This is a genomic window from Stenotrophomonas maltophilia group sp. Smal17 (assembly GCF_030237045.1).
GTDB lineage: Bacteria > Pseudomonadota > Gammaproteobacteria > Xanthomonadales > Xanthomonadaceae > Stenotrophomonas > Stenotrophomonas forensis.
The window spans coordinates 23415-48843 of record NZ_JASJSU010000006.1; the positions used below are offsets into that span (position 1 = coordinate 23415).

Below are 25429 nucleotides of genomic sequence, written 5' to 3' on the forward strand. Positions count from 1 at the left end.
AACTGCCATCGCCAAGCTGTTCAGGCAGGTGGTGTATACGTGCCTGTTATGTGAAGCAGATGTGATCACACCTGTTTGATGGCGATGTGGAATGTCTCTTTCGGCCTGCAGTGTCCGCCTGCGGCTACCCACATCCCATGCAATTAGTTGCAAAGCGTGCTTTGCCCTGGAGCGAAGTTCAGGGCGCGGACAGCACTGCGACAACGGGTCGCACCCGCTGTTGCAACCTATTCGATTCATCCCGCAGATGCGCACATTCAGCATGTTTCGCAGTTTTCTGGAGACATGCAATGACCCACCCAATGCACCCCCGCCGCTGCGCGCTGGCCTTCGCCCTGGCAGTCGCGCTGGCCGCACCCGCCCACGCACAGCAGGTCGTGGCCGATGGTGACGAGCAGACACCCGCCGCAGGCGACTACCGCACCACCGATCCGGTTGAACCGGGCAACCCGGCTGGCCACGCGTTCCATGTGCTCAACGGCGGCTCGATCATTCCGCTGGGTGAGGTGAACCTGCATACCGAGGGCATGAGGGCCACCGCTGCGCGCGTTGAAGGCAGGGGCAGTGTCCTGAGGTTGAGCGGAGGCAGCATCACCACCCAAGGCTACGGTGCTGCCGGCGTTTCAGTGGGCACGGGGGGCAAGGCGCAGCTGGAAGGCACACGCATCAACATTCATGCCGGCGAAGGCGCAGGCCTGCTGACCGACGGTGGCCTGATCGACGCATCCAACGTCCACATCACTATGCATGGCGCACTGGGAAAGGGTGTCAGCGCACAGGCAGGCCGCATTGAACTGCGCGACAGCGTGGTGGAGATGCAGGGCACGTCCAGCAAGGCGCTGGATGCCTCGGGTGGTGAGATCGTGGCAGAGCGCGTGCGCATTGAAATGGCCGCCGCCGGTGAGGGCATTTCGGCCAGCAACGGCGGCAAGGTCAGCGTGGTCGATTCGCAGATCAACGGTACGGGTGCGGGATCGAGCGGCGTGGGCGTTGCGGCGGGCAGCAGTGTCAGCCTGGACAATGTCGATATCCAGCTGAACCATGCGCGCTCCGGCCCTGGCATGACCGTAGCCGGTGAGGTGGACATGCGGGGCGGCAGCATCCACACCGCGGGCAGCAACAGCACGGCCATCACCTTTGCCTCGCGCGGCGGCAAGGTCACCCTGGAGGGCACGCAGGTGAGCGGGCACCATGGCATTTTCATTCGGGAGAATTCCCAGCTCTTCCTGTATGGAAGCACCGTCAGCGCCACCGCCGTGGGGCTTGATCTGAATAGTCGCGGCTCCACCGCCGTGGTGGAGGGCTCGCGTATCGAGGCCTCTGCGGGCGATGGCATCCGCATGATGGAGGACGGAATGCTCACGCTTCGCGGCGGCTCCTCCGTGGTGAGTGGCGGTACGCAGAAGAACGCGTTGTACACCCGTGGCGGCCGCGTGCTATTGCAGTCAAGCCAGCTGACCGCTCGCGGCTACAACAGCCATGGTCTGTTCGCTGAGGGATCGCTCCTGCTGCGCCCGGTGGTGGACGCGCAGGATGCGGTCATCACGACCCACGGTGAGGGCAGTATCGGTGTCATCTCGCGGGAAGGCGCTACCGTCAATCTGGCTGACAGCTGGGTAACGACGCACGGTGCCAGTTCCTATGGTGTTCTGGCCGGTGGTACGGGCGAGATGAGCCTGACCAACACCCACGTGCGCACCGAAGGCGAGGATGCGTGGGCGGCGGTGGTGAACAACGATGGCAAGCTCTCCATCGATGGCGGCTCGCTGGTCAGCGCCCAGCACGGTGGCATCTGGATGCGCAGCAGCCGCGACCCCGGCCTGACCCTGGCCAATGGCGCAGTGGTATCCGGCGGCAATGGCATTGCACTGGCGCTGGATGCGGCCGTGGCCGGGCGCTTCGATGTGAAGCTGGACAGTGGCGCGGTGATGATCGGCGACATTGTGATCACCCCCGAGGACGAAGACGCCGGCCTGGTGCCGCAGTCTGAAGTGCATGTGCAGTTGACCAACAACGCGGGCTGGCATGGTGCGTCCCATCTTGTGCAGGGCATGGCACTGGATGACGGCAGCCAGTGGATACTCAATGGCAATGCCACCGTGCAGGATCTGGCAGTGCGTAACAGCCAGGTCGCGCTGTCTGATGGCAGCGGTCGATTCAACGTGTTGACGGTGGACGGCGACCTGCACAGCGAAGGCGCCACCTTCCTGTTCAATGGTGCGCTGGCCGGTGACACCTCGGACATCGATCGCCTGCACGTGCGCGGTGATGCCAGTGGCAATGCGTCCATCGTGGTGAACAATATCGGTGGCGTGGGTGCCCCTACCTTCGACGGTATCCAGTTGATCCGCATCGACGGTGCGTCGCTGGCGGATTACGCATTGGCAGGCCGTGCCGTGGGCGGTGCCTACGAGTACTTCCTGTTCAAAGGCGGCCTGCTGGACCCGAATGATGGCAACTGGTACCTGCGTTCGCAGTGGTTCGATATCTGCGAGGAGGACCCGAACGCGCCGGGCTGTGTGGTGGACCCCGGCCCGGACCCGGATCCGGTGGATCCGATCGACCCGATCGACCCGATCGACCCGATCGACCCGGTAGATCCGGTAGATCCGGTAGATCCGGTAGATCCGCCGCCGGTGCTGCGCCCGGAAGCGGGCGCCTATCTGGCCAACCAGTCGGCGGCAGTGAACATGTTCGCGCACCGCTTGAGCGACCGCATGGGCGCGGTGGCGATGGGCGAGGAACGCGCCGCATGGGCGCGCGTGGGCCGCAGCAATGCCGATTTCACAGCTGTGGGTGGGCAGTTGGCGGTGGATGGAAATACGTCGGTGCTGCAGGTCGGCACGGATGTGTGGCGGCGCGGCAATGCCGCACTGGGTGTGATGCTGGGCAGCGGCCGTGCGGACAACACGGTGGTCTCTGACCTGACCGGATACAGCGCCAAGGGCCGCGTACGCGGCACGGCGGTGGGCGTGTACGGCACCTGGCTTCAGCAGGCCGATGGCAGCGAAGGCGCGTATGTGGACGCACAGCTGCAGTACGGGCGTTTCAGTAACCGCGTACACGGCATTGCGCTGGACCAGGAAAGCTACGATTCGCGCATGCGCAGCGGCTCGCTGGAGGCGGGTTACACCATCAACGTTTGGCAGGGCGGGTCCAGCAACGTGTATGTGCAGCCGCAGATGCAGCTGACTTATACCGACTACAGCGCCGATCGACACGTGGAAAGCAACGGCACGGTGGTTGATGGCGCAGCGGCAGGCGGGCTGGCCGGACGCGTGGGTGTGCGCGCGTTCGGCCAGCACGCAGGCATGGGTACGCTGGTGCAGCCGTACCTGGGGGTGAACTGGCTGCGCAGCAGTGGCCGCAATGCCATCGACTTCCGGGGTGAAACGCTGCGGGCCGACCTGCCGCGCAACCGCTATGAGGTGCAGGCCGGTGCCGAGTTGAAGATCAGCCAGCGCCTGGGGGCATGGGGTGGCCTGAGTGTGCAGCGCGGTGACCACGGCTACCGCGATGTGGGCGGGCAGGTGGGTGTGCGCCTGGCCTGGTAAGTGAGCGGGTTGGGGTCAGATCCCGTTGCGGATGCAATGGGCTCTGGCCCCACCACGCGCGCTCGGCTGCGCTTCGTAGAGTCGAGCTTGCTCGACTGCAGCCGACAACAGTCGAGCAAGCTCGACTCTACATAAGCGTTGTACGTCCTCAGGCCGGCGGCAGCACCTTGCCGGGGTTGAGGATGCCATCCGGGTCCAGCGCGGCCTTGATCGCGCGCATCGTCGCCAGTGTTTCCGCGCTGAAGGCCCTGGCCATGAAATCGCGCTTGGCCAGGCCGATGCCATGCTCGCCGGAGAGCGTGCCACCCAGTGCCAGTGTCAGTTCGAAGATCTTTGGCAGTGCGGCGTGTGCGCGTGCATTCTCTTCGGCGTCGTCCGGGTGGTACAGGATGTTGACGTGCAGGTTGCCGTTGCCGGCATGACCGAAGGTGACGATGGTGAGCGTGTAGTCACGCGCCAGTGCCTGCACGCCGGCCACCAGCTCCGGAATGCGCGATACCGGCACCACCACGTCTTCGTTGATCTTGCCCGGGGCGACGCTGCGCAGTGCCGGCGACAGCGCCTTGCGTGCGGCCCAAAGCTGGTCGCGCGCGCGGCCTTCCATCGCCACGTCCAGCGCGATCATGCCGTCGCCTTCAGCGGCGCTGGCCAGAGCCTGCAGCAGGTAGGGCAGGGTGTCGTGGTCACCATCGGCTTCGACCAGCAGCATCGCGCCGGCCTCGGGTACTTCGGCGCCGTTGAGGCGCAGCAGTTCAAGGCTGCGTGCATCCATGAATTCCAGGCGGGTTGGCACGACCGGCTGCGACATCAACCGTGATACGGCGGCAGCGGCGGCATCGGCATCGCGGTACAGCACGCGCAGGCCGGCCTGGCTGACCGGAAGCGGGGTCAGCTTCAAGGTGGCTTCCACAATCAAGGCCAGCGTGCCTTCGCTGCCCACCAGCAGATGGGTGAGGTCGTAGCCGGTGGAATCCTTGGTGTAGGCGCCGCCGCAGCGGATCACCTCGCCGGTGCCGGTGACCGCCACCAGGCCCAGCACGTTGTCGCGGCTGGTGCCGTACTTCACCGCGCGCGGGCCACCGGCGTTGCAGGCCAGGTTGCCGCCCACGCTGCAGATCTCCGCGCTGGACGGGTCCGGCGCCCAGAACAGGCCGTGCGGTGCCAACGCCTGCTGCAGCGTGCCGTTCAACACACCCGGCTGCACCACCGCGCAGCGGTCGCCCGCGCGGATTTCAAGAATGCGGTCCATGCGGGTGAACGACAGCACGATGCTGCCCGGCAGTGGCACCGCCGCGCCGGTGGTGCCGGTGCCTGCGCCGCGTGCGACCAGTGCGATGCCATGCGCGCGGCACGCACGCACCAGCGCCTGCACCTGCTCAACATCGGAGGGCAGCGCCACGGCCGCGGGGCGCTGGTGGCGCCACGAGTTGTCCTGCGCGTTCGCTTCCAGCGCGCTGTCGTCCATGCGCCAGCCCTCTGCGCCCAGCAGGGCAGACAGTTCGGCAACCAGTGCGGCGGGCAGTGCGGTACTCATGACGGATCTCGTGGGGAAGCAGGGGTATCAACGGGGAAGCGCGCCCTGGTGGGTGCCGACCAAAGTCGCCCGCTATCGGGCTGCGCGCTCTTGGTAGGTGCCAACCTTGGTTGGCACAGAAGCGCCGACCAAGGTCGGCCTCTACCGGAGCGGGTGGGCGCCGACCAAGGTCGGCTGCTACCGGGCTGCGCGCTTTTGGTAGGTGCCAACCTTGGTTGGCACAGAAGCGCCGACCAAGGTCGGCCTCTACCAGAGCGGGTGGGCGCCGACCAAGGTCGGCTGCTACCGGGCTGCGCGCTCTTGGTAGGTGCCAACCTTGGTTGGCACAGAAGCGCCGACCAAGGTCGGCCTCTACCAGAGCGGGTGGGTGCCGACCAAGGTCGGCCTCCGCCGGGCTGCGCGCTCTTGGTAGGTGCCAACCTTGGTTGGCACAGAAGCGCCGACCAAGGTCGGCCACTACCAGAGCATGTGGGCGCCGACCAAGGTCGGCCTCTACCAAAACGAAGGGTTGCCATCAGCAGTCGTCCAACCGGAACGCATCACGCAGCCAGTGCAGCTGCGGCGGTTCGCCACTGGCTTCGACCACATCGAAGCGACAAGGCGCATTGGCCAGCGCAGGGTTGTCCTGCAGGAACAGCTGTGCGGCATGCGCCAGGCGCCGGCATTTGCGCGCATCCACCGACGCGGCGCCGCCACCGAAGTCCGAACGCGCGCGGTAACGCACTTCCACGAACACCACGGTGCCGGCATCGTCCATCACCAGGTCCAGTTCGCCGCCGCGATAGCGCACGTTGCGCGCACGTGGCTGCAGGCCAGCCTGTTGCAGATGCTGCTCGGCGGCGGCTTCCACCGCCGAGCCACGTTGGCTGCGCTCAGCGACCACCGACGATCGGCATCGGCCGGCCGCCATTGAAGGTGGACCACGCCGGCTGGCGCAGGATGTTGCCGTTGCTGTCCAGGAACAGCGTGCCGGTGGCGCCGTCCAAGCCGCCTTCGTTGGACAGCTTGTCCAGGTAGGCGGTGATCTTCCAGGCGTCGGCGCCGAAGGCGAACAGGCGGCCGGCCGCGCCGCGTGCGCTGGGCAGGGTGCTGGCCACCTGGCTGGCCGATGGCAGGCCGGACACGCTGCGCACGTTCCAGGCTTCGTTCGGGTAGACGATGCCGTCCAGCGCCACGTCTTCTTCCACCTTGCCGCTGCCGACAGTCAGCTGCGAAGTGCCGACGCGGGTGGCGCCACCGGCACCGGCCAGTGCCAGCTGCGGCGCCAGCAAGCGCGCCTGCGGTGCACGCACGGCGAGGAACACGGCATCGACCTGGCCGGCGTTGCGCACCTGTGCGCCCACATCACCAACCGCATCGGTCACGCCGACCGTGGCCACCACCTGGCCGCCACGCTGGGCGAAGCGCTGCGCGAAGGCGGCGGCGGCACGGCGGCCGGTGTCGTCGGCGCTGTTGATCACCAGTGCCTTGCCACGCTCGCGGCCACGCAGGTATTCGGCGGCGACGATGCCGTCGTCTTCCGGGGCCAGCGAGAAGCCGGCGCTGCCGGCCGGCGGTGCATCCTTGCCGCGGTTCAGCGCCAGCACCGGCACCTGCAGCTGCTGGCGGCCGTACACCGCGTCCACTTCGTCGCGGCCCAGCGGGCCGACCACGAAGTCGGCACCGGAGGCGACGGCCTTGTCATACGCGGCCAGTGCGCCGGCCGGGGTGCCGGCGGTGTCGATGAAGTTGATGTCCGGGCGGCGGCGGGTCTCGCCGTAATAGGCGGCCAGCAGGCCATCACGCACCGGCTGCGCGGCGGTGGCCAGACGGCCGCTGAGCGGCAGCAGCACGGCCAGCTTGACCGGCGGGCGGTAGCCATCGCTCAGCGCCGGCGGGCGCTTGCTGGTATCGAACTGGGCCGCGCCATCGCGATCGAACGGGCGCGGCAGCGGCAGGCCGCGCGCGATCAGCGCACGGCCGGCGAAGTTGTACAGCGGGTCGTTGGCCGGCAGCGCGGCGGCACGGCTGCGCAGGGTGGCGTCGTCGAGGGTGCCGAGCAGGCCGGCGATGGCCGCCTGGTTGTCGTTGCGGGCGCTGCCGGTCAGGCTGGCATGGGCGCGGGCACGTTCGGCGGCGGCACCGAAGGCATCACCGGTGCCCTGCAGTGCCTGGGCGCGTGCCAGCAGCCAGCGGGTGCGCAGGCCGACCGCAACGCTGTCGGCATGATCCTTCAGCAGTGCCAGCGCCTGCGCCGGTTGCTTGTCGGCCAGGGCCAGCTCGGCGCCGGTCAGCTGGTAGCGCTGCAGGCTGGCGCCGGACAGCTGGCGGGCGGTCAGCTGGCCCAGCAGGCTGCGCGCGCGGGTGCTGTCACCGGCCAGGTGCCAGGCCCAGGCCGCATCGGCCAGCGCGTTGCTGCGCGCGCCCCCGCGCAGGGTGGCGGCCAGGCCTTCCAGCTGCAATGCGGCGTCGCGCGGCTTGCCCTGTTCGATCAGCGCCAGCGCCTGGCTCTGGGCCGGCGAATCGGGCGTGCTGGTCAGGCTGGTGGTGGCACAGCCGGCCAGCAGCATCAGCGACAACGACAGGGCGGAGATCCGTGCGGCGGGCTTGTTCATGATCAGGTCCATGCGATGAGGGCAGCGGCCGTGGCCGGGTACACGCTACGATTCTACCCTTGCCCCGTGAGTACCGCTGAAATGAGTGTGCCAACCCTGTACGTCGTCGCCACCCCGATCGGCAACCTGGCCGATCTGAGCCCGCGCGCGCAGGAGGTGCTGCGTTCGGTGGCCGCCATCTGTGCCGAGGACACCCGCCGCAGCGGCCAGCTGCTGTCCCATTTCGGCATCCAGCAGCCGCTGGTGGCCCTGCACGAGCACAACGAGGAAGCGCTGTCGCAGCGCCTGGTGTCGCGCCTGCAGGCCGGCGAATCGCTGGCGCTGGTCAGCGATGCTGGTACGCCGCTGGTCAGCGACCCCGGTTTCCGCCTGGTGCGTGCGGCGCGCGCGGCCGGCATCAAGGTCAGCCCGATTCCGGGCGCCTGCGCCGCCATCGCCGCGCTGAGCGTGGCCGGGCTGCCCAGCGACCGCTTCAGCTTCGAGGGCTTCCTGCCGGCCAAGGCCAGCGGCCGCCGCGACCGCCTGCAGCTGCTGGCCGGCGAAGTGCGCACGATGGTGTTCTACGAATCCTCGCACCGCATCGCCGAGTCGCTGGCCGACATGGCCGCGATCTTCGGCGGCGAGCGCCCGGCGGTGCTGGCGCGCGAGCTGACCAAGCTGTTCGAGACCGTGCTGGATGGCGACCTGGCGGGTCTGCTGGCGAAGGTGGAAGGCGACGAGAACCAGCGCAAGGGCGAGTTCGTGGTGATGGTGCAGGGTGCTGGCGATGATGAGGAAGCGCAGCTGGCGCACGGCCGCCGTGTCTACGCCAAGCTGAGCGAACACCTGCCGCCGTCGACGGCCGCCAAGCTGGCCGCTGAACTGACCGGTGCACCGCGCAAGGCGTTGTACGGCAGTTGATGGATCGTGCGGACCAAGGTCCGCACCCACCAGAGCGGAATCCGCACCCACCAGAGCCGCGGCATCGGTAGATCCACGCCATGCGTGGATGGATGGGCCGCGCCCAGCTCTGCCCCCACCCGGGCGGAACCGATGGCGCCCGGCCATGCGCCGTCAGGGCTGTACGGTTGTGTCGTGGGTGTCCAGATAGTCGGCAATCTCGGTCAGCACCGTGGAAAGGTCTGGTGCGGGCAGGCGGTTCCTGCGCAGGAACGCGCGCCACTGAGCCTGCTTCTGGGTATCTGCGGCAAATGCCTGGGTCAGCCCATAGGGCAGAGGTGGCGGCGCAGGGGTGCCGCGTCGATCAAACGTCGCCTCTATGGCGGCTGCGAGGCTGGTGCGATCCATGGCGTCCTCACGTACCAGTGCCAGCAGGTCGAAGAAGTCTTTCATCCTGCTGTTGGCAATACCCAGCGCGGCAATGGCCTCCAGCTTCTCGGCGAACACCGTTTCGCGCGGATAGACGCGCAGGCAGGGGGCGGGAAGTTCATCCAGCATGACCGGATAGATGATCTCCGGCGGCGGAGGGATCACCGCGTCGCCGAACCCTACGTCCCATTGCACATGGCAGCGTGCACGGCCCAGATAGGCCACCAGACGCATGCGCAGGCCCTCGTATGCCGCCTCTTCGCGGGTGGCGTCGAGGGTGATGGTCTCTGGATCGAAGCGGAGCCCGTCATTACCCGGCATTGCGCAGAGCGAGTGCGTGATGTGCAGCAGGTGGCGTGGCTCAGTGCTTCCGAATCCCAGGAAATCGGCATCCCGTGTAGGCCGGTGCGGCGCATCGAACCATGCCGCGAACAGCATGGCGCCTTTCAGCAGGAACTGGTCGCGGAACGTGGAGGTGGAAAGCCGGTAGAGCAGGCGTTCAACGGCGAACCTGTCCAGCACGAACTGGAAGTCGTCGCCGCGAGTGCGCGCGTGATCGAGCAGTCGCTGCCGGATCGAGGCCACGCGGTGGGGAAGAGGAAGCAGGGAAGAGGGGGTCACGCCAGGGCATCGATATACGGTCTCATCAGTCTGGCAACGCGGGAGAGCCGTGCATATTTCATCAACGCATCCGGGGTGGTGGCGCGGTTGCCAAGCGCGTCACGCAGGGCCTCGATTGCGACATCGAGACCCACGAGATTGCGGAATTTGAAGCAGTCGGCGACGGTTTTCGCAACGTTGCTGACGTATACGCGGCGTGCGCCTACGCGGCGCTCTTCCAGCCCCGCCTGGAGGGTCGTTGCCGACATGCGCACCACGCGTAGCGGCGGCCAGTCGATCCGGGGCGGTCGGTCGCTGTTGCCGATGGCCACCCACAGTTCAAACGGTGCCTGGGTGGTCAGGCCATGCACACGCAGGGCGCTCAACAGGCAGAGGCGGACCTTCGGCATGCGCTCTGCAATGATCCGCAGCCCTTCATCGGCCTCGCCGTTGTTGCTGCCCGGCAGCGCGTAGACGCCGCGCGACAACCGGATCAGCGCGCCGGCCTCGACCAGACGGGACAGTTGGACGCGGGCGATGCCTGCGGCCACCAGTTCGCGGGCGCGCAGGCTGCCTGCACGCCGCAGCAGTTTTCGGGCCTTGGCCTCGGCAGCGGTCATGTTGGCATTGTTCCATAATGTCGGTAGTTTTGAATATCAACCGACAAAATGGAACATCACCGTCTGTTGCGGGTGGATCGTGCGGACCGAAGCGCCCAGGCAGCTGAATCGGAAGGGTGGCGCGCGGTGGTGTTGGCATTTGCGCTAGAATGCGCGCTGGCGGAGCCGGCCAGACAGTCGCGTCATCCCTTCGGGGGTGCCGAGGAAAGTCCGGGCTCCATAGGGCAAGGTGCCAGGTAACGCCTGGGCGGCGAAAGCCGACGGAAAGTGCAACAGAAAGATACCGCCTACGTCTTCTTCGGAAGGCCGGTAAGGGTGAAATGGTGCGGTAAGAGCGCACCGCGAGTCTGGCAACAGACCGGCACGGCAAACCCCACCTGGAGCAAGACCAAATAGGGATCCTTTGGCGCGGCCCGCGTTGGATCCGGGTAGGTTGCTTGAGCGTTGCGGTGACGTAACGCCTAGAGGAATGACTGTCCACGACAGAACCCGGCTTATCGGCCGGCTCCGCCTCCTTCTTCTATATGCATGAACCGCGCATCGGTAGTGCCCGGCGGAAATGAACTGCGAAAAGCGCTCGCACCACACCACGACCGTGGTGTAGTCGTCCACGTTGACGTCGTCAGGTACATCGACCAGGAAACGGTTGAAGGTTTTCACCTCGCCGATCCGCCGGGACTGTGCCTTGACCTTCAGGAAGTCGGCCTTGTTGTCGACGAACCCGTGTACCAGGTAGACCTTGTAGTCCGGCCCCGGCCCCATCTTTCCGTCGAAGGCCACCTGGGTGGGGCTGACGCTGACCTTGCCTTCAGCCCAGTGCACCGCATCGCTGCCCTTGAGGTCGCGCCGGAAGGTGGTGTGGTAGGCGGCCTTGCCCATGGCGTCCTGCACCAGCGCGGCAGGCGGATCGTCGGGGGCGATCAGGATCGGCAGCAGGTAGACGCCCAGGCCAAAGCCGAGGCCGAGGGTGAGCAGGTGGGTGGCAGCAAGAACAAGAACACGACGCATCGAAGACTCCCTGTGGATCGGTCGGGTGCGCGGCAGGACCGCGCCCAGTCATCGTGTGGCGTGCAGGCAGACATTTATAGACACAGAAAACGGGTACAGGGTCAGAAGTCGACGCGGCTCTGGCCGAGTGCGACGCCCTGCGGGCCGAAACGGCACTCGTGGATCTCGCCGTGACCGTCGGCATCGATCAACAGCACGGTGCTGGCGCGGGTGCCGTAGTCGTCGCCGCGGATGAAGGCCGGGCTCAGCCAGCGTTCGCGTTCCAGGCCGATGCCGGTATCGGGCAGCTCGTCGTCGGCGGGGCGGTGTTCGTCGGCCAGCGCGGTCCACAGCGGGGCCAGTTCGCCATCGCCGGACTGCAGCCAGGCCGACAGGGCCGCCATCAGCCGCCGCGTCTTGGGCCAGGGGGCATCCAGCGCGCCGTTGGACATGCCGTGTACGCCGGGGCCGAGGGTCTGCCGCTCGGCCGGGTGGTTGCCCAGGTACTCCAGGCTGTTGCCGTCGGCCAGCAGCAGGTTGAACGGGGCATAGGCGCCGGCCACGGCCGCCAGGCGGTCGATGTGCACGGCGGCCGGGTCGCGGCCGCGCAGGAAGTCGGCCACCAGCGCGCCGCGCGACGGGCCGGTCTGGGCGGCCAGCGGATCGCGGACATTGGTGACCACCGCCATCCGGCCCGCGGCACCCACCCCGGCCCAGCCGCCACCGGAGCGCAGGTCGCGTCCGCCGATGACGGAGGTCTCATCTTGCCAGGGGGCCAGCGCCGCCGTCGGGCGGGCGTGGAACTCATCACGGTTGCCGGTCATCACCAGCCGCCAGCGCGGGTGGTGCATCCAGCCAAGAGCGAGCAGGCACATGGCGTCATTGTGCACGGTTTGCGCAGTCCGGCGCCGTTTTTGGCCCGCTCTGGATGAATGCGCGGCCTATGTTTCACGCCCTGTCCACACCCCTGAACTTCCGTTCAATCTCAAAAATTGAGACGGATCAGCAACTTGTGGATAAGCCTTGAACAATTCTCTAAAGGTTGTTGCAAGCCATTGATGCGGCTGGCGATTTCCCTGCGGAAAAGTTGTTGACAACCCTCGGCCCGCTGCTAAGGTGGGCATCAGAGGGAAATCCGGGTGTTTTGTGGGTTTTCGTGGTTCAATGTTTCACCGGGCGAAGGATAGGTGCACGCGTCGTGTTCCAGGGCGAGACGGCCATCACAGTTGACGATAAAGGGCGCATGGCGGTTCCCACCGCTTACCGCGACCTCGTCGCGCGCGCCAGCAACAACCGTCTCGTACTGACCTACAACCCGTTCGAAGCCGGCTGCCTGTGGCTGTACGCAGAGTCGGAATGGGAGCGGGTCCGCGACGATGTGATGTCCAAGCCCAACACCCAGCGCGTCGTGCGCCTGTTGCAGCAGAAGCTGGTCGGCTCGGCCGCCCATCTGGAGCTGGACGGCAACGGTCGCATCAGCATCCCCGCCAGCCACCGCGGTGCGGTGGGCATTGAGAAGAAGGCGGTATTGCTCGGTATGGGCGACAAGTTCGAATTGTGGAGCGAGCAGGCGCATCGGGCCCTGATCCAGCAGACGTTGTCTGACGAGGATCTGGGTGATGGGTTGCTCGACCTGAAGTTGTGAGCCGGGGTGCCCGGATGCGCCCAGAAGCGCAGACCGGTCACCTTCCGGTGTCGCAGTCGCCGGCGGTGCACCTGCCGGTCCTGTACACCCAGGTCCTTGAAGGCCTGAGGGTGATCGAAAACGGACGTTATCTGGATGGCACGTTCGGTCGTGGCGGTCATGCACGTGGCGTGCTCACCCAGTTGGGTCCCGAGGGGCGCCTGCTGGTCATGGACAAGGATCCGGAAGCCATCGCCGTTGCCGAGCGCGATTTCGCGCCGGACCCGCGCGTGTCCATCTTCCGTGGCAGCTTCGCCCAGCTGCTGCAGTGGGATGCGACGGCCGACGGCCTGGACGGCGTGCTGTTCGACCTGGGCGTGTCGTCGCCGCAGCTGGACGTGGCCGAGCGTGGCTTCAGCTTCGGCAAGGACGGCCCGCTGGACATGCGCATGGACCCGGACAGCGGCGAAAGCGCCGCGCAGTGGATCAACCGCGTCGAAGACCGCGAGATCGCCGATGTGCTGTGGACCTACGGCGAAGAGCGCCAGAGCCGCCGCATCGCGCGTGCCATCGTGGCCCGCCGCGAGAAGCAGCCGTTCACCCGCACCGCCGAACTGGCCGAGCTGATCGCCTCGGTGATGCCACGTGGAAAGGACAAGATCCACCCGGCCACGCGCAGCTTCCAGGCCATCCGCATCCACATCAACCGCGAGCTGGCCGATCTGGAAGCCGGCCTCGATGCGGCGGTGGAACGGCTCAAGCCCGGCGGCCGCCTGGCGATCATCAGCTTCCATTCGCTGGAAGACCGCATCGTCAAGCAGTACATGAACCGACTGGCCAAGGCGCCGCCGGCCAACCGCCGTCTGCCCGAGGCGGAGGTGTTCGTGCCCACCCTGGATCTGATCGGCGGCGCCATCAAGGCCACCGACGAAGAGCTGGCGGCCAACCCGCGTGCCCGCAGCGCCGTGCTGCGCGTGGCCCAGAAGCGGGAGGCCGATGCATGAGCCGGCTGCTGCTGATCATCCTGTTGGCCTCGACCGTGGCCTCGGCGATCGGCGTCGTGTTCGTGCGTCACCGTCATCGGCAGACGTTCATCGAGCTGTCGCGCGCCGAGCGCAAGCGCGATGACATCAACCTGGAGTTCGGCCGCCTGCAGCTGGAACAGGCCACCCTGGCCGAAGCCAATCGTGTCGATCGCATCGCCCGCGAAAAGCTGGGCATGAAGTTCCCCGAGGCCGCCGACATCGTGGTGGTGCGGCCATGAGCAAGACCGGCCGCAACCGCCCGCGCAACGCCTTCAACCTGCGCCAGCGCCTGCGCTGGGTCGCGCTGGCCTTGGGCCTGTGTTCGGTGTCGCTGGTCGGTCGTGCCGCCTACGTGCAGATCATCAACAGCGACTTCTACCAGCGCCAGGGCGAGGCCCGTTACCTGCGCGAGCTGCCGATCAAGACCTCGCGCGGCATGATCACCGACCGCAACGGCGAGCCGCTGGCGGTGTCCACGCCGGTTGCCTCGATCTGGGTCAACCCGCAGGACCTGCTGCGTTCGCCCGAGCGCATCCCGGAGCTGGCCCAGGCGGTCGGCATGTCGGTGGATGAGTTGAGCAGCCGCCTGTCGCAGAAGTCGGACAAGGAATTCATGTACCTGCGCCGCCGGATCAATCCGGACGAGGCAGAGAAAGTGGTCGCGCTGAAGATTCCGGGCGTGGCCGCGCAGCGCGAGTTCCGCCGCTTCTACCCGCAGGGTGAGGCGATGGCGCACGTGCTGGGCTTCACCAACATCGACGACCGCGGCCAGGAAGGCCTGGAGCTGGCGTTCGACGAATGGCTGCGCGGCAAGGCCGGCGCCAAGCGGGTGATCCGCAACCGCAAGGGCGAGACCGTCGAGAGCGATCTGCTGCGCGCCGCCGAACCGGGCAAGGACCTGACCCTCAGCATCGACCGCCGCATCCAGTACCTGGCCTTCAAGGAGCTGCGCAACGCGCTGGTGGCCAACAAGGCGGCCGGCGGTTCGATGGTGATCATGGACGTGACCACCGGCGAGATCCTGGCCATGGTCAACCTGCCGACCTACAACCCGAATTCGCTGACCGGCGCGCTGCCCGATGCGCGCCGCAACCGTGCGGTGACCGATCTGGTCGAGCCGGGTTCGACGATGAAGCCGCTGACCATCGCCACCGCGCTGCAGGCCGGTGCGGTGACCAAGGACACCATCATCGACACCAACCCGGGTTACATGACCCTGGGCCGCTTCACCATCCGCGACGTGCCGCGCAACAACGGCGTGCTGAACGTGACCGGCGTGATCACCCGCAGTTCGAACGTGGGTGCGGCCAAGGTCGCGGCGAAGATGCCGGACCAGGTGTTCTACGACGGCGTGCGCCGCTTCGGTTACGGCTCGGTGCCGCACAGCGGTTTCCCGGGTGAATCCGGCGGCGTGGTGCTGCGCCCGGCACGCTGGTCGGGCACCACCAAGACCACCATGTCCTACGGCTACGGCCTGAACGTCACCCCGCTGCAGATCGCCACGGCCTACTCGGCGCTGGCCAACGGCGGTCGCCTGATCGCGCCGACCTTCGTCAAGGGCCAGCGCAACGAAGGCCAGCAGATCATCGACGAGAACGTCGCCAAGCAGGTGGTGGCGATGATGGAAACGGTGGTGACCCAGGGCGGTGCCAAGCAGGCGGCGGTGCTGGGCTACCGCGTGGCCGGCAAGACCGGTACCGCGCGCAAGGCCGGCCCCGGCGGTTACGAGCGCGGCCACTACAACGCGCTGTTCGCCGGCGTGGTGCCGGCCACCAACCCGCGTTTCGCCACCGTCATCGTCATCAACGACCCGCAGGCCGGCAAGTTCTACGGCGGCCTGGTGTCGGCGCCGGTCTATCACAACGTGATGGAAGGCACCCTGCGCCTGATGGACGTGCCGCTGGACGACCTGCAGTCGTGGCTGGCCGCGCAGCAGTCCGGCAAGGTCGGCCATTCGGCCTCGATCCTGCCTGCGCCGCCGGCCGAAGCCGCACTGCCGGTGGATGCCGCCGCTGAATTCGATGCTGCGCTGCCGAGCGCGCATGCCCAGACGCCGCCCGCTACGGGAGGCACGCAATGAGTCCTTCGATGTTGCTTTCGCAGTTGCTTCCGGACGTGGCCCTGGCGGGCCATGACCCCGTTCTGACCGGCCTGGTGCTGGACAGCCGCGCCGTGCGCCCCGGTAATGCCTTCGTTGCCATCGCCGGGTTCGGCGCGCACGGCCTGGGCTTTGTCGAGCAGGCTCGCGCGGCCGGTGCCAGCGCCATCCTGTTCGAGCCGCCGGCGCCTGCCGAGCTGCCGGCACCGGCCGATGCGATCGCCGTGCCGGGCCTGCGCGCGCGCATGGGTGCGATGGCCGACCAGTTCCATGGCGCGCCGTCGCGGGCGATGGCGATGGTCGGCGTGACCGGCACCAACGGCAAGACCTCCACCGTGCAGCTGCTGGCCCAGGCCTGGCACCTGCTCGGTACGCCCAGTGGCAGTATCGGCACGCTGGGTGCCGGACTTTATGGTGCGGTCGAACCGACCGGCTTCACCACGCCGCTGGTGCTGCAGATGCATGCGCTGCTGGCGCAGCTGCGCGATGCCGGTGCACGTGCGGTGACGATGGAAGTCAGCTCGCATGCGCTGGACCAGGGCCGCGTGGATGCCGTGCACTATGACGTGGCGGTGTTCACCAACCTCACCCGCGACCATCTGGACTACCACGGCGACATGGCCAGCTACGGCGCGGCCAAGGCGCGGCTGTTCCATCGCCCGGGCCTGAAGGCCGCCGTGGTCAACCTGGATGATGCGTTCGGTCGCCAGCTGTTTGCCGGCCTGCCGGCGGGCGTGCAGCCGATCGGCCTGAGCTCGCGCGGTGCCACCGATGCCAGCGTGCGCGCCGAAGCGCTGCAGCTGGACGGCCGTGGCATCGCCTTCGAACTGGTCATTGATGGCCAGCGTGCCGCGGTGCAGTCGCCGCTGCTGGGCCGCTTCAACGTGGACAACCTGCTGGCCGTGGCCGGCACCCTGCACGCGCAGGGCCAGCCGCTGCCGCGCATCGCCGAAGTGCTGTCGGCGCTGCAGCCGATCCGTGGCCGCATGAACCGCCTGGGCGGCGAAGACGGCCTGCCGACCGTGGTGGTGGATTACGCGCACACCCCGGACGCACTGGAACAGGCGCTGGACAGCCTGCACGGCCACCTGCACGGCGCGCTGTTCTGCGTGTTCGGCTGCGGTGGCGAGCGCGATACCGGCAAGCGGCCGCAGATGGCTGCCATTGCCGAGCGACTTGCCAACCAGGTCATCGTCACCGACGACAACCCGCGTGGCGAGGACGGCGACGTGATCGTCGCCGACATCCTGGCCGGGTTCCAGAATGCCGATGCCGTGACCGTGCAGCGCAGCCGCGCGCGTGCGATCGGCCTGGCGGTGAAGCGTGCCGGTGCCGGCGACATCATCCTGATCGCCGGCAAGGGCCACGAGCCGTACCAGGAGGTCAAGGGCGTTCGCCATGACTTCGACGACACCGAAGTGGCTGCCGCTGCGTTGGCTGCCAAGGCCGGTGTCCTCGCGGCGCAGGCCGGGGAGGGCATCGCATGAAGCGCACCCTGCTTTCGCTGATCGCCCACTGGGCCGGCGGCGAGATCCACGGCGACGACGTGGCCATCGATGCGGTCAGCAATGACACCCGCAGCCTCGGCCCGGGCAGCCTGTACGTGGCGCTGCGCGGCGAGCGTTTCGACGGTCATGACTTTGCGACCGATGCGCAGGCGCGCGGCGCCAGTGCCCTGCTGGTCGAGCGGCTGCTGCCGATCGAGCTGCCGCAGGTGCTGGTGGCCGACAGCGAGCTGGCACTGGCGAAGATCGCCACCGGCATGCAGCGCGACCGCGACACCGAGGTGTTCGCGATTACCGGCAGCAATGGCAAGACCAGCGTGAAGAGCCTGCTGCTGTCGATCCTGCAGCAGGTGGCGCAGCACGCGCATAAAGTGGTCTACGCCAACCCGGGCAACCGCAACAACGAGATCGGCCTGCCGCTGGCGGTGATCGACGCGCCGGAAGATGCCGACTACGCCGTCTACGAAATGGGCGCCGGCAAGCCGGGCGACATCGCCTACCTGACCGATATCGCCCGCCCGCGCTACGCGCTGGTCAACAACATCGCACCGGCCCATCTGGAACGGATGGGCAGCCTGCTCGGCGTAGCCGTCACCAAGGGCGCGATCTACGCGGCGCTGCCGGCCGATGGCGTGGCGGTGATCAACGTCGACGATGCCTACGGCCGCTGGTTCGAACAGCATTTCGTCGGCACGCCGGCGCGCTGCCGCGTGCTGCGCTACGGCCTGGAGCACACCGCGGACATCACCGCGCGCGACATCCGCGCCGGTGCCCAGGGCAGCCAGTTCACCCTGGTTTCGCCGATGGGCGAAGCCCGCGTGGTGCTGGGCCTGCCGGGCCGCCACAACGTCAGCAATGCGCTGGCCGCGGCCGGCCTGGCGCTGGCTGCCGGTGTCGACCTGGCGCTGATCGCGGCTGGCCTGGCCGAGGCGCAGCCGGTGCCGGGCCGCCAGATCGCCCACCAGCTGCGCAACGGCGCGGTGCTGGTGGATGACAGCTACAACGCCAACCCCGGTTCGCTGGCCGCCGCCATTGATGCGCTGGCCGCTGCCCCGGAAGAGGGCTGGCTGGTGCTGGGCGACATGCGCGAGCTGGGCCCGGATGCCGAGGCGCTGCATGCGCAGGCCGGCCTGCGCGCACGTGCCTCCGGCCTCAAGCGCCTGTACGCGCTGGGTCCGCTCAGCGCCGCTGCTGCCGCCGCCTTCGGCGACGGTGGCCGTCATTTCACTACCCATGATGCGCTGTCGCAGGCGCTGAAGGACGAGCTGCACGCCGGCGTGCGCTGCCTGGTCAAGGGTTCCCGTGGCAGCGCCATGGACACGATTGTCAAAGCGCTGCTGGCGCAAGGAGAGGAATCCCCGCATGTTGTATGAACTGGCTCGATGGTTGCAGCAGTTGGAGAGCCTGTTCGGGCTGTTCAACTACCAGACGTTCCGCGCCATCCTTGCCGCGCTGACGGCCCTGTTCCTGTCGCTGTGGCTCGGCCCGGCGATGATCCGCAAGCTTGCCCAGTTCAAGGGCGGCCAGCCGATCCGCAAGGACGGTCCGCAGACCCATTTCTCCAAGGCCGGTACGCCGACCATGGGCGGTTCGCTGATCCTGCTCACCATCACCCTGTCGGTGCTGATGTGGGCCGACCTGCGCAACCGCTACGTGTGGCTGGTGCTGGCGGTGATGCTGTGCTTCGGTGCCATCGGCTGGTATGACGACTGGATCAAGATCGTCCGTCGCGACCCGAACGGCCTGAAGTCGCGCTGGAAGTACCTGCTGCAGTCGATCTTCGGCCTGGCTGCGGGCCTGTTCCTGTTCTATACGGCCGACGTGCCGGCTGCGCTGACCTTCTACATCCCGATGTTCAAGTCGGTGGCGCTGCCGCTGGCCGGCATCGGCTTCGTGGCCATCGCCTACTTCTGGATCGTCGGCTTCTCCAACGCGGTGAACCTGACCGACGGCCTGGACGGCCTGGCGATCATGCCGACCGTGCTGGTGGCCTGCGCACTGGGTGTGTTCGCCTATGCCTCGGGCAACGTGGTGTTCGCCAACTACCTGCAGATCCCGCAGATTCCGGGGGCCGGCGAGCTGGTCATCATCTGCGCGGCCATCGCTGGCGCGGGCCTGGGCTTCCTGTGGTTCAACACCTATCCGGCCATGGTCTTCATGGGCGACATCGGCGCGCTGGCGCTGGGCGCGGTGCTGGGCACGATCGCAGTGATCACCCGCCAGGAACTGGTGCTGGTGATCATGGGCGGCGTGTTCGTGATCGAAACGCTGTCGGTGATGATCCAGGTCGCCTCGTTCAAGCTGACCGGCAAGCGCGTGTTCCGCATGGCGCCGATCCACCACCATTTCGAACTGAAGGGCTGGCCCGAGCCGCGCGTGATCGTGCGCTTCTGGATCATCTCCGTCGTGCTCGTGCTGATCGGCCTGGCCACGTTGAAGGTGCGCTGAGATGAACGACCTGTCCCGCCAGGCAACACGCCTTGAAGCCATCGAAGGCAGCTACGACAAGTGGCTGCTGGGCGCGATCATCGCGCTCACCGGTGTGGGCGTGGTGATGGTGGCGTCCAGCTCGATCGCCTTGATGAGCAGCCCGTTCTACTACCTCAACCGCCATCTGATCTTCCTGGCGGTCGGCATCGTGCTGGCGGTGATTGCCGCGCGCACCGAGCTGAAGTCGATCGAGCAGTACAACCAGATGCTGCTGCTGGGTTGCTTCGTGCTGCTGCTGGCGGTGTTCACGCCGGGCCTGGGCAGCACGGTCAACGGCGCGCGCCGCTGGATCAACCTGGGCATCTCCAAGTTCCAGACAGTGGAAGCGGTGAAGGTGCTGTACATCGTCTGGCTGTCCAGCTACCTGGTGCGCTTCCGCGACGAGGTCAACGCGACCTGGCCGGCGATGCTCAAGCCGCTGGGCGTGGCCGGTGCGCTGGTGGTGCTGCTGCTGCTGCAGCCGGACTTCGGTTCCTCGACCCTGCTGCTGGCGATCACCGCCGGCATGCTGGTGCTGGGCGGGGTCAACATGCCGCGCATGTCGATGCCGGTGATCATCGGCCTGGTCGGCATGAGCGCGCTGGCGATCATCGAGCCGTACCGCATGCGCCGCATCACCTCCTTCCTGGACCCGTGGGCCGACCAGCAGGGTGACGGCTATCAGCTGTCCAACGCGCTGATGGCGGTCGGCCGTGGCGAGTGGACCGGCGTCGGCCTGGGCAATTCGGTGCAGAAGCTGTACTACCTGCCCGAAGCGCACACCGACTTCATCTTCTCGGTCACCGCCGAGGAATTCGGCTTCCTGGGCACCTGCGTGATCGTGGCCCTGTATGCGCTGCTGGTCGGCCGCACCTTCTGGCTGGGCATGCGCTGCGTGGAAATGAAGCGCCACTTCTCCGGATACATCGCCTTCGGCATCGGCCTGTGGATCAGCATGCAGACCTTCGTCTCGATCGGCGTGAACCTGGGCATCCTGCCGACCAAGGGCCTGACCCTGCCGCTGATCTCCTCCGGCGGTTCGTCGGTGCTGATGACCTGCGTGGCGATGGGCCTGCTGCTGCGCGTGTCCTATGAACTCAAGCGCGCCGAGCGCCGCCAGGCCGTGCGTATCGGTGGCGGCGACGACGCGGCTGCCGAGCCGCAGGATGAGCCGGTCGCGCCGGCAGCAGCCCATGTGCCGATGAGCGCAGAGCCGGTGGCTGCAGCGACGGCGAACGCTGCGCGTGGCACCAGCCGCCTGCAGTCGCGCGTCGAACCGACCTTCGGGAGGCTGTCATGAGCGCAGCCCACGACACTGCACGCCCGGTGATGATCCTGGCCGGCGGTACCGGTGGCCACATCTTCCCCGGCCTGGCCGTGGCCCGCGTGCTGCGCGAGCGTGGCGTGCCGGTCACCTGGATGGGCGCCGACGGTGCGATGGAAACCCGCCTGGTGCCGCAGCACGACATCGCCATCGACACGCTGGCGATCACCGGCCTGCGTGGCAAGGGCAAGCTGGCCCTGCTGGCCGCGCCATGGCGGCTGATGCGCGCGCTGCGCGCGGCCGGCATGATCATCCGCAAGCGCCAGCCGCGTGCGGTGGTGGCCTTCGGTGGCTTCGCCTCCGGCCCGGGTGGCATGGCCACGCGCCTGCACGGCCTGCCGCTGATCGTGCATGAGCAGAACCGCGCACCGGGCCTGACCAACCGCATCCTGTCGCGCTATGCGCGCCGCCTGCTGACCGGCTTCCCCGGCACCTTCGCCAAGCGCGAGGAATTCGTCGGCAACCCGGTGCGTGCGGAAATCGCCGCCATCGCACCGCCGGAACAGCGCTTCGCCGACCGCCACGGTCCGCTGCGCGTGCTGGTGGTCGGCGGCAGCCAGGGCGCACGAGCACTCAACACCGGTGTACCGCAGGCGATTGCCGCGCTGGGTGCGGACCTGCAGGTGCAGGTGCGCCACCAGGGTGGCGAGAAGATGCATGCCGAGGCGGTCGAGGCGTATGCCAAGGCCGGCGTGCAGGCTGAAATCACCCCGTTCATCGCCGACATGGCCGACGCGTTCGCCTGGGCCGATCTGGTCGTGTGCCGTGCCGGCGCGTCGACCCTGGCCGAGCTGTGCGCGGTCGGTGTCGGCAGCGTGCTGGTGCCATTCCCCGCCGCCGTCGACGATCACCAGACCCGCAATGCGGAGTACCTGGTCGAGCGCGGCGCGGCGGTTTTGCTGAAGCAGGACGGAACGCTGGCCGACGGCATTGCCGCACTGCTGCGTGATCTGTCCGAAAATCCCGCCCGCCGCATGCAGATGGCGCAAGCCGCGCGTGCCCTGGCCAAGGTCGATGCCGCCGAGCGCATCGCCGATATCATTCTTGAGGAAGCTGTATGAAGAAGGCATGCCACCGCGCCTGCCCTGCGCGAGGCCGCGCATGATCCGTCGCCTGCACGACACCAACGACCTGGTGCGCGCCTTCCCGCGCGTGCATTTCGTCGGCATCGGCGGCACCGGCATGAGCGGTATCGCCGAAGTGATGCTGACGCTGGGCTACGAAGTCTCCGGCTCGGACAATGCCGACAACGGCGCGACCCGCCGCCTGGCCGGCCTGGGTGCGCGCATCATGCGCGGCCACTCGGCGGCCAATGTGCTGGGCACCGACTGCGTGGTGGTGTCGAGCGCCATCCGCGAGGACAACCCGGAACTGATGGAAGCGCGCAGCCAGCGCATTCCGATCATGCCGCGTGCGGCGATGCTGGCCGAACTGATGCGCTTCCGCCGCGGCATCGCCGTGGCCGGCACGCACGGCAAGACCACCACCACCAGCCTGACCGCTGCGGTGCTGAGCGAAGGTGGCCTGGACCCGACCTTCGTGATCGGTGGCCAGCTGCTGGCCGCCGGTGCCAACGCCAAGCTGGGTGGTGGCCAGTGGCTGGTGGCCGAGGCCGACGAAAGCGATGGCAGCTTCCTGCGCCTGAACCCGCTGATGTCGATCATCACCAACATTGATGCCGATCATCTGGAGAACTACGGCAACGACTTCGCCCGCGTGCAGGCGGCGTTCGCCGAGTTCCTGCAGCGCCTGCCGTTCTACGGCCTGGCGGTGCTGTGCATCGATGACCCGGAAGTGGCTGCACTGGCCGCCAAGACCCCGCGCCACGTGATGAGCTACGGCATGAGCCCGCAGGCCGACGTGCGCGCCGAGAACGTGGTGCAGGAAGGGTCGCGCATGCGCTTCACCCTGCGCCTGCCGCAGGGCACCAGCCAGGAAGTGGTGCTGGCGCTGCCGGGCAGGCACAACGTGCTGAACGCGCTGGCCGCCGCTGCGGTTGGCTGGCAGCTGGGCGTGGCCCCGGACGCCATCGCACGCGCGCTGGAAGCATTCGCCGGTGTCGGCCGTCGCTTCAACGATCTGGGCGAAGTGACCACCGCCAGCGGTGCCAAGGTGCGCATCATCGACGACTACGGCCATCACCCGAGCGAGCTGGAAGCGGTGTTCGCCGCCGCCCGCGGTGGCTGGGCCGACAAGCGCCTGGTGGTGGCCTTCCAGCCGCACCGTTACAGCCGTACCCGCGACCAGTTCGACAAGTTCGCCGCGGTGCTGTCCAGCGTCGATGCGCTGGTGCTGAGCGAGGTCTACCCGGCCGGCGAAGAGCCGATTGCCGGCGCCGATTCGCATGCGCTGGCGCGCGCCATCCGTGCGCGCGGCCGCAGCGAGCCGGTGGTGGTGGGCAAGGCGGCCGAACTGGCCAGCGTGCTGCCGGACGTACTGCAGGACGGTGACCTGCTGCTGATGATGGGGGCCGGCGACATCGGCGCCGTGGCCAGCCACATCGCCGTGGAAGGGTTCAAGGCGGAGGGCGAGGCGTGAGCACGCTGACCTTCCCGCCGCTGCGCGTGACCGACCCGGCCGTGTTCGGCCGCGTCGCCGTGCTGCTCGGTGGCAGTTCCAGCGAACGCGAGGTGTCGCTGGACTCCGGCCGCAACGTGCTTGAAGCGCTGCAGGCGCGCGGCATCGATGCGTTCGCCGTGGACGGCATCCCGGCGCTGGCCAAGGTGCTGGCCGCCGGCGGTGTCGACCGCGTGTTCAACATCCTGCACGGCCACAACGGTGGCGGTGAGGATGGCATCGTGCAGGGCCTCATGGACGCCTTCGGCGTGCCGTACACCGGCTCGAACGTGCTGGGTTCGGCGCTGAGCATGGACAAGATCCGCACCAAGCAGGTGTGGCTGTCGCTGGGCCTGCCGACCCCGCAGTACAGGAAGGTGGATTCCTCCACGGTGCACGCGCTGGCCGCCGAACTGGGTCTGCCGGTGGTGGTGAAGCCTGCCAATGAAGGCTCCAGCGTGGGCATCAGCCGGGTCACCGACGAGGCCGGCCTGGACGAGGCGGTGGCCCTGGCCGCGCGCTACGACGGCCAGCTGCTGATGGAACAGATGGTGGTCGGCGACGAGCTGACCGTGGCCATCCTCGGCGACGTGGCGCTGCCGTCGATCCGCATCGTGCCCAAGGGCCAGTGGTACGACTACAACGCCAAGTACATCGCCGAGGACACCCAGTACCTGTGCCCGGGCCTGGACGGTGCTGACGAAGACGAGATCCGCCGCATCGCGCTGGCTGCATTCCGCGCCGCCGGCTGCCGCGGCTGGGGCCGCGTGGACGTGATGCGCGACCGTGCCAGCGGCCGCTTCTTCCTGCTGGAAGTGAACACCGCACCGGGCATGACCAGCCACTCGCTGGTGCCCAAGGCGGCCGCACAGGCCGGCATCGGTTTCGAGGAACTGGTGTGGCGCGTGCTGGAACAGACCCTGGAGGCCCCGCACGCATGAACGCGGTGCTGCGCATCTTCGTCTGGCTGTTGGCGCTGTCGGTGGTTGCACTGCCGGTGGTGGCCGTGGTCAATGGCTGGGTCGGCGCCGAGCGCTGGCCGCTGGCGAAGCTGCGCGTGCACGGTGAATTCAAGCGGGTGCCGGCCGAACAGCTGCAGCAGGTGCTGCTGCCGTATGCGCACGCCGGTTTCTTCGCGGTCAAGCTGCAGGACGCGCAGGACGCCCTGGAAAAACTGCCGTGGGTGGAAAGCGCGCAGGTGCGCAAGCAGTGGCCTGACGTACTGGAAGTGACCCTGGTCGAGCACAAGCCGTTCGCGCGCTGGGGCAACGACCGCCTGGTCTCCGAGCAGGGCAAGTTGTTCCCCACGCCGAAGAAGCTGGCCGACCTGGCGCTGCCCGAACTGGACGGCCCGGACAGCCAGACCGAAGAAGTGATGAAGCTGTACAGCGACTCGCGTGCATTGTTCGCACCGGCCGGCGTCGATGTGCGCCGGGTGACGATGGATGCGCGTGGCAGCTGGTCGCTGGTGCTGAGCAACGGCACCGAAGTGGTGGTGGGCCGTGACGACGCGCGCTCGCGCATGCAGCGCTTCGTCAAGGTGCTGCCGCAGTTGAACCGTCAGGACGCGCCGATCGAGCGCGCCGACCTCCGCTACACCAATGGTTTCACGCTGAGCTGGGGTACCCCGG

19 protein-coding genes, 1 other RNA gene and 2 pseudogenes are annotated in these 25429 nt (G+C 67.7%); 15 read left to right on the forward strand and 7 right to left on the reverse strand.

What is annotated here, in order from left to right:
• Positions 1-290 precede the first annotated feature (290 nt).
• A complete protein-coding gene (locus QRO93_RS03285) occupies positions 291-3554 on the forward strand; it encodes an autotransporter outer membrane beta-barrel domain-containing protein (RefSeq protein ID WP_285303947.1) in 3264 nt (1087 codons plus the stop codon).
• 148 nt (positions 3555-3702) lie between these two features.
• Here the strand turns inward: QRO93_RS03285 and QRO93_RS03290 are convergent, their stop codons facing one another.
• From QRO93_RS03290 to QRO93_RS03300, 3 genes are all read right to left on the reverse strand, one after another.
• Positions 3703-5088 carry an FAD-binding oxidoreductase gene (locus tag QRO93_RS03290; RefSeq protein ID WP_285303948.1) on the reverse strand — a complete coding sequence of 462 codons (1386 nt, stop codon included), beginning with the start codon at positions 5086-5088 and terminating at the stop codon, positions 3703-3705.
• Positions 5089-5602: 514 nt separating this feature from the next.
• Positions 5603-5971: a YraN family protein gene (locus tag QRO93_RS03295; protein WP_180879035.1), complete on the reverse strand. Its 369-nt coding sequence runs from the start codon at positions 5969-5971 to the stop codon at positions 5603-5605.
• Complete coding sequence (locus tag QRO93_RS03300; RefSeq protein WP_053451241.1) at positions 5961-7682, reverse strand: penicillin-binding protein activator; 1722 nt, start codon at positions 7680-7682, stop codon at positions 5961-5963. The genes QRO93_RS03295 and QRO93_RS03300 overlap by 11 nt, the downstream gene beginning before the upstream one ends.
• An 81-nt stretch (positions 7683-7763) precedes the next feature.
• Between QRO93_RS03300 and rsmI the strand changes: the two genes are divergently transcribed.
• On the forward strand, positions 7764-8582 hold the full coding sequence (gene rsmI, locus QRO93_RS03305) for a 16S rRNA (cytidine(1402)-2'-O)-methyltransferase (protein ID WP_008265809.1): 819 nt from the start codon (positions 7764-7766) through the stop codon (positions 8580-8582).
• A gap of 153 nt (positions 8583-8735) precedes the next feature.
• Here rsmI and QRO93_RS03310 read toward each other — a convergent pair whose 3' ends face one another.
• A complete protein-coding gene (locus QRO93_RS03310; RefSeq protein ID WP_180879033.1) occupies positions 8736-9611 on the reverse strand; it encodes a nucleotidyl transferase AbiEii/AbiGii toxin family protein in 876 nt (291 codons plus the stop codon).
• Positions 9608-10210, reverse strand: a complete 603-nt coding sequence (locus QRO93_RS03315) for a type IV toxin-antitoxin system AbiEi family antitoxin domain-containing protein (protein WP_180879031.1) — start codon at positions 10208-10210, stop codon at positions 9608-9610. The genes QRO93_RS03310 and QRO93_RS03315 overlap by 4 nt, the downstream gene beginning before the upstream one ends.
• 161 nt (positions 10211-10371) lie before the next feature.
• On the opposite strand from QRO93_RS03315, the gene rnpB reads away from it, so the two are divergent.
• An RNA gene (gene rnpB / locus QRO93_RS03320) (RNase P RNA component class A) lies at positions 10372-10723 on the forward strand.
• A 51-nt stretch (positions 10724-10774) separates the two neighbouring features.
• On the opposite strand, the pseudogene QRO93_RS21600 reads toward rnpB, so the two are convergent.
• Positions 10775-11218: pseudogene (locus QRO93_RS21600) on the reverse strand (DM13 domain-containing protein); the annotation flags it as partial.
• 101 nt (positions 11219-11319) lie between these two features.
• Positions 11320-12072 carry an NRDE family protein gene (locus QRO93_RS03325; RefSeq protein ID WP_180879029.1) on the reverse strand — a complete coding sequence of 251 codons (753 nt, stop codon included), beginning with the start codon at positions 12070-12072 and terminating at the stop codon, positions 11320-11322.
• Between the two features lie 323 nt (positions 12073-12395).
• Here QRO93_RS03325 and mraZ point away from each other — a divergent pair, with 323 nt between their 5' ends.
• The 12 genes and pseudogenes from mraZ to QRO93_RS03385 form a co-directional block, all read left to right on the forward strand.
• Positions 12396-12842, forward strand: a complete 447-nt coding sequence (gene mraZ, locus QRO93_RS03330; RefSeq protein WP_004143635.1) for a division/cell wall cluster transcriptional repressor MraZ — start codon at positions 12396-12398, stop codon at positions 12840-12842.
• A gap of 14 nt (positions 12843-12856) precedes the next feature.
• Positions 12857-13825 (forward strand): 16S rRNA (cytosine(1402)-N(4))-methyltransferase RsmH, encoded by a 969-nt coding sequence (rsmH, locus tag QRO93_RS03335; protein WP_004154215.1) that lies wholly within the window; start codon positions 12857-12859, stop codon positions 13823-13825.
• Positions 13822-14085: a cell division protein FtsL gene (gene ftsL / locus QRO93_RS03340; protein WP_005412242.1), complete on the forward strand. Its 264-nt coding sequence runs from the start codon at positions 13822-13824 to the stop codon at positions 14083-14085. The genes rsmH and ftsL overlap by 4 nt, the downstream gene beginning before the upstream one ends.
• On the forward strand, positions 14082-15926 hold the full coding sequence (locus QRO93_RS03345) for a penicillin-binding protein 2 (RefSeq protein WP_004154216.1): 1845 nt from the start codon (positions 14082-14084) through the stop codon (positions 15924-15926). The genes ftsL and QRO93_RS03345 overlap by 4 nt, the downstream gene beginning before the upstream one ends.
• The gene (locus tag QRO93_RS03350; RefSeq protein WP_180879027.1) at positions 15923-17431 is read left to right on the forward strand and encodes a UDP-N-acetylmuramoyl-L-alanyl-D-glutamate--2,6-diaminopimelate ligase; all 1509 of its coding nucleotides are present in this window, start codon (positions 15923-15925) and stop codon (positions 17429-17431) included. Before QRO93_RS03345 ends, QRO93_RS03350 begins: the two co-directional genes overlap by 4 nt.
• A complete protein-coding gene (gene murF, locus QRO93_RS03355) occupies positions 17428-18822 on the forward strand; it encodes a UDP-N-acetylmuramoyl-tripeptide--D-alanyl-D-alanine ligase (RefSeq protein WP_180879025.1) in 1395 nt (464 codons plus the stop codon). The genes QRO93_RS03350 and murF overlap by 4 nt, the downstream gene beginning before the upstream one ends.
• On the forward strand, positions 18812-19897 hold the full coding sequence (mraY, locus tag QRO93_RS03360) for a phospho-N-acetylmuramoyl-pentapeptide-transferase (RefSeq protein ID WP_004154219.1): 1086 nt from the start codon (positions 18812-18814) through the stop codon (positions 19895-19897). The genes murF and mraY overlap by 11 nt, the downstream gene beginning before the upstream one ends.
• Before the next feature lies 1 nt (position 19898).
• The gene (ftsW, locus tag QRO93_RS03365) at positions 19899-21218 is read left to right on the forward strand and encodes a putative lipid II flippase FtsW (RefSeq protein WP_053448799.1); all 1320 of its coding nucleotides are present in this window, start codon (positions 19899-19901) and stop codon (positions 21216-21218) included.
• Positions 21215-22303: an undecaprenyldiphospho-muramoylpentapeptide beta-N-acetylglucosaminyltransferase gene (gene murG, locus QRO93_RS03370; protein WP_180879023.1), complete on the forward strand. Its 1089-nt coding sequence runs from the start codon at positions 21215-21217 to the stop codon at positions 22301-22303. Before ftsW ends, murG begins: the two co-directional genes overlap by 4 nt.
• Before the next feature lie 40 nt (positions 22304-22343).
• On the forward strand, positions 22344-23780 hold the full coding sequence (gene murC / locus QRO93_RS03375) for a UDP-N-acetylmuramate--L-alanine ligase (protein ID WP_180879021.1): 1437 nt from the start codon (positions 22344-22346) through the stop codon (positions 23778-23780).
• Positions 23777-24739, forward strand: coding sequence for a D-alanine--D-alanine ligase (locus QRO93_RS03380; RefSeq protein ID WP_180879018.1), 963 nt, complete (start codon positions 23777-23779; stop codon positions 24737-24739). The genes murC and QRO93_RS03380 overlap by 4 nt, the downstream gene beginning before the upstream one ends.
• Positions 24736-25413: pseudogene (locus QRO93_RS03385) on the forward strand (cell division protein FtsQ/DivIB); the annotation flags it as partial. The gene QRO93_RS03380 and the pseudogene QRO93_RS03385, both read left to right, overlap by 4 nt.
• Positions 25414-25429: the final 16 nt, after the last annotated feature.

Bases quoted from the DNA above. Each gene is read 5' to 3' on its own strand.
- QRO93_RS03285 (WP_285303947.1), top strand. From the start codon at position 291: ATGACCCACCCAATGCACCCCCGCCGCTGCGCGCTGGCCTTCGCCCTG.
- QRO93_RS03290 (WP_285303948.1), bottom strand. From the start codon at position 5,088: ATGAGTACCGCACTGCCCGCCGCACTGGTTGCCGAACTGTCTGCCCTG.
- QRO93_RS03300 (WP_053451241.1), bottom strand. From the start codon at position 7,682: ATGAACAAGCCCGCCGCACGGATCTCCGCCCTGTCGTTGTCGCTGATG.
- rsmI (WP_008265809.1), top strand. From the start codon at position 7,764: ATGAGTGTGCCAACCCTGTACGTCGTCGCCACCCCGATCGGCAACCTG.
- QRO93_RS03315 (WP_180879031.1), bottom strand. From the start codon at position 10,210: ATGACCGCTGCCGAGGCCAAGGCCCGAAAACTGCTGCGGCGTGCAGGC.
- QRO93_RS03325 (WP_180879029.1), bottom strand. From the start codon at position 12,072: ATGTGCCTGCTCGCTCTTGGCTGGATGCACCACCCGCGCTGGCGGCTG.
- rsmH (WP_004154215.1), top strand. From the start codon at position 12,857: ATGCGCCCAGAAGCGCAGACCGGTCACCTTCCGGTGTCGCAGTCGCCG.
- ftsL (WP_005412242.1), top strand. From the start codon at position 13,822: ATGAGCCGGCTGCTGCTGATCATCCTGTTGGCCTCGACCGTGGCCTCG.
- QRO93_RS03345 (WP_004154216.1), top strand. From the start codon at position 14,082: ATGAGCAAGACCGGCCGCAACCGCCCGCGCAACGCCTTCAACCTGCGC.
- QRO93_RS03350 (WP_180879027.1), top strand. From the start codon at position 15,923: ATGAGTCCTTCGATGTTGCTTTCGCAGTTGCTTCCGGACGTGGCCCTG.
- murF (WP_180879025.1), top strand. From the start codon at position 17,428: ATGAAGCGCACCCTGCTTTCGCTGATCGCCCACTGGGCCGGCGGCGAG.
- mraY (WP_004154219.1), top strand. From the start codon at position 18,812: ATGTTGTATGAACTGGCTCGATGGTTGCAGCAGTTGGAGAGCCTGTTC.
- ftsW (WP_053448799.1), top strand. From the start codon at position 19,899: ATGAACGACCTGTCCCGCCAGGCAACACGCCTTGAAGCCATCGAAGGC.
- murG (WP_180879023.1), top strand. From the start codon at position 21,215: ATGAGCGCAGCCCACGACACTGCACGCCCGGTGATGATCCTGGCCGGC.
- murC (WP_180879021.1), top strand. From the start codon at position 22,344: ATGATCCGTCGCCTGCACGACACCAACGACCTGGTGCGCGCCTTCCCG.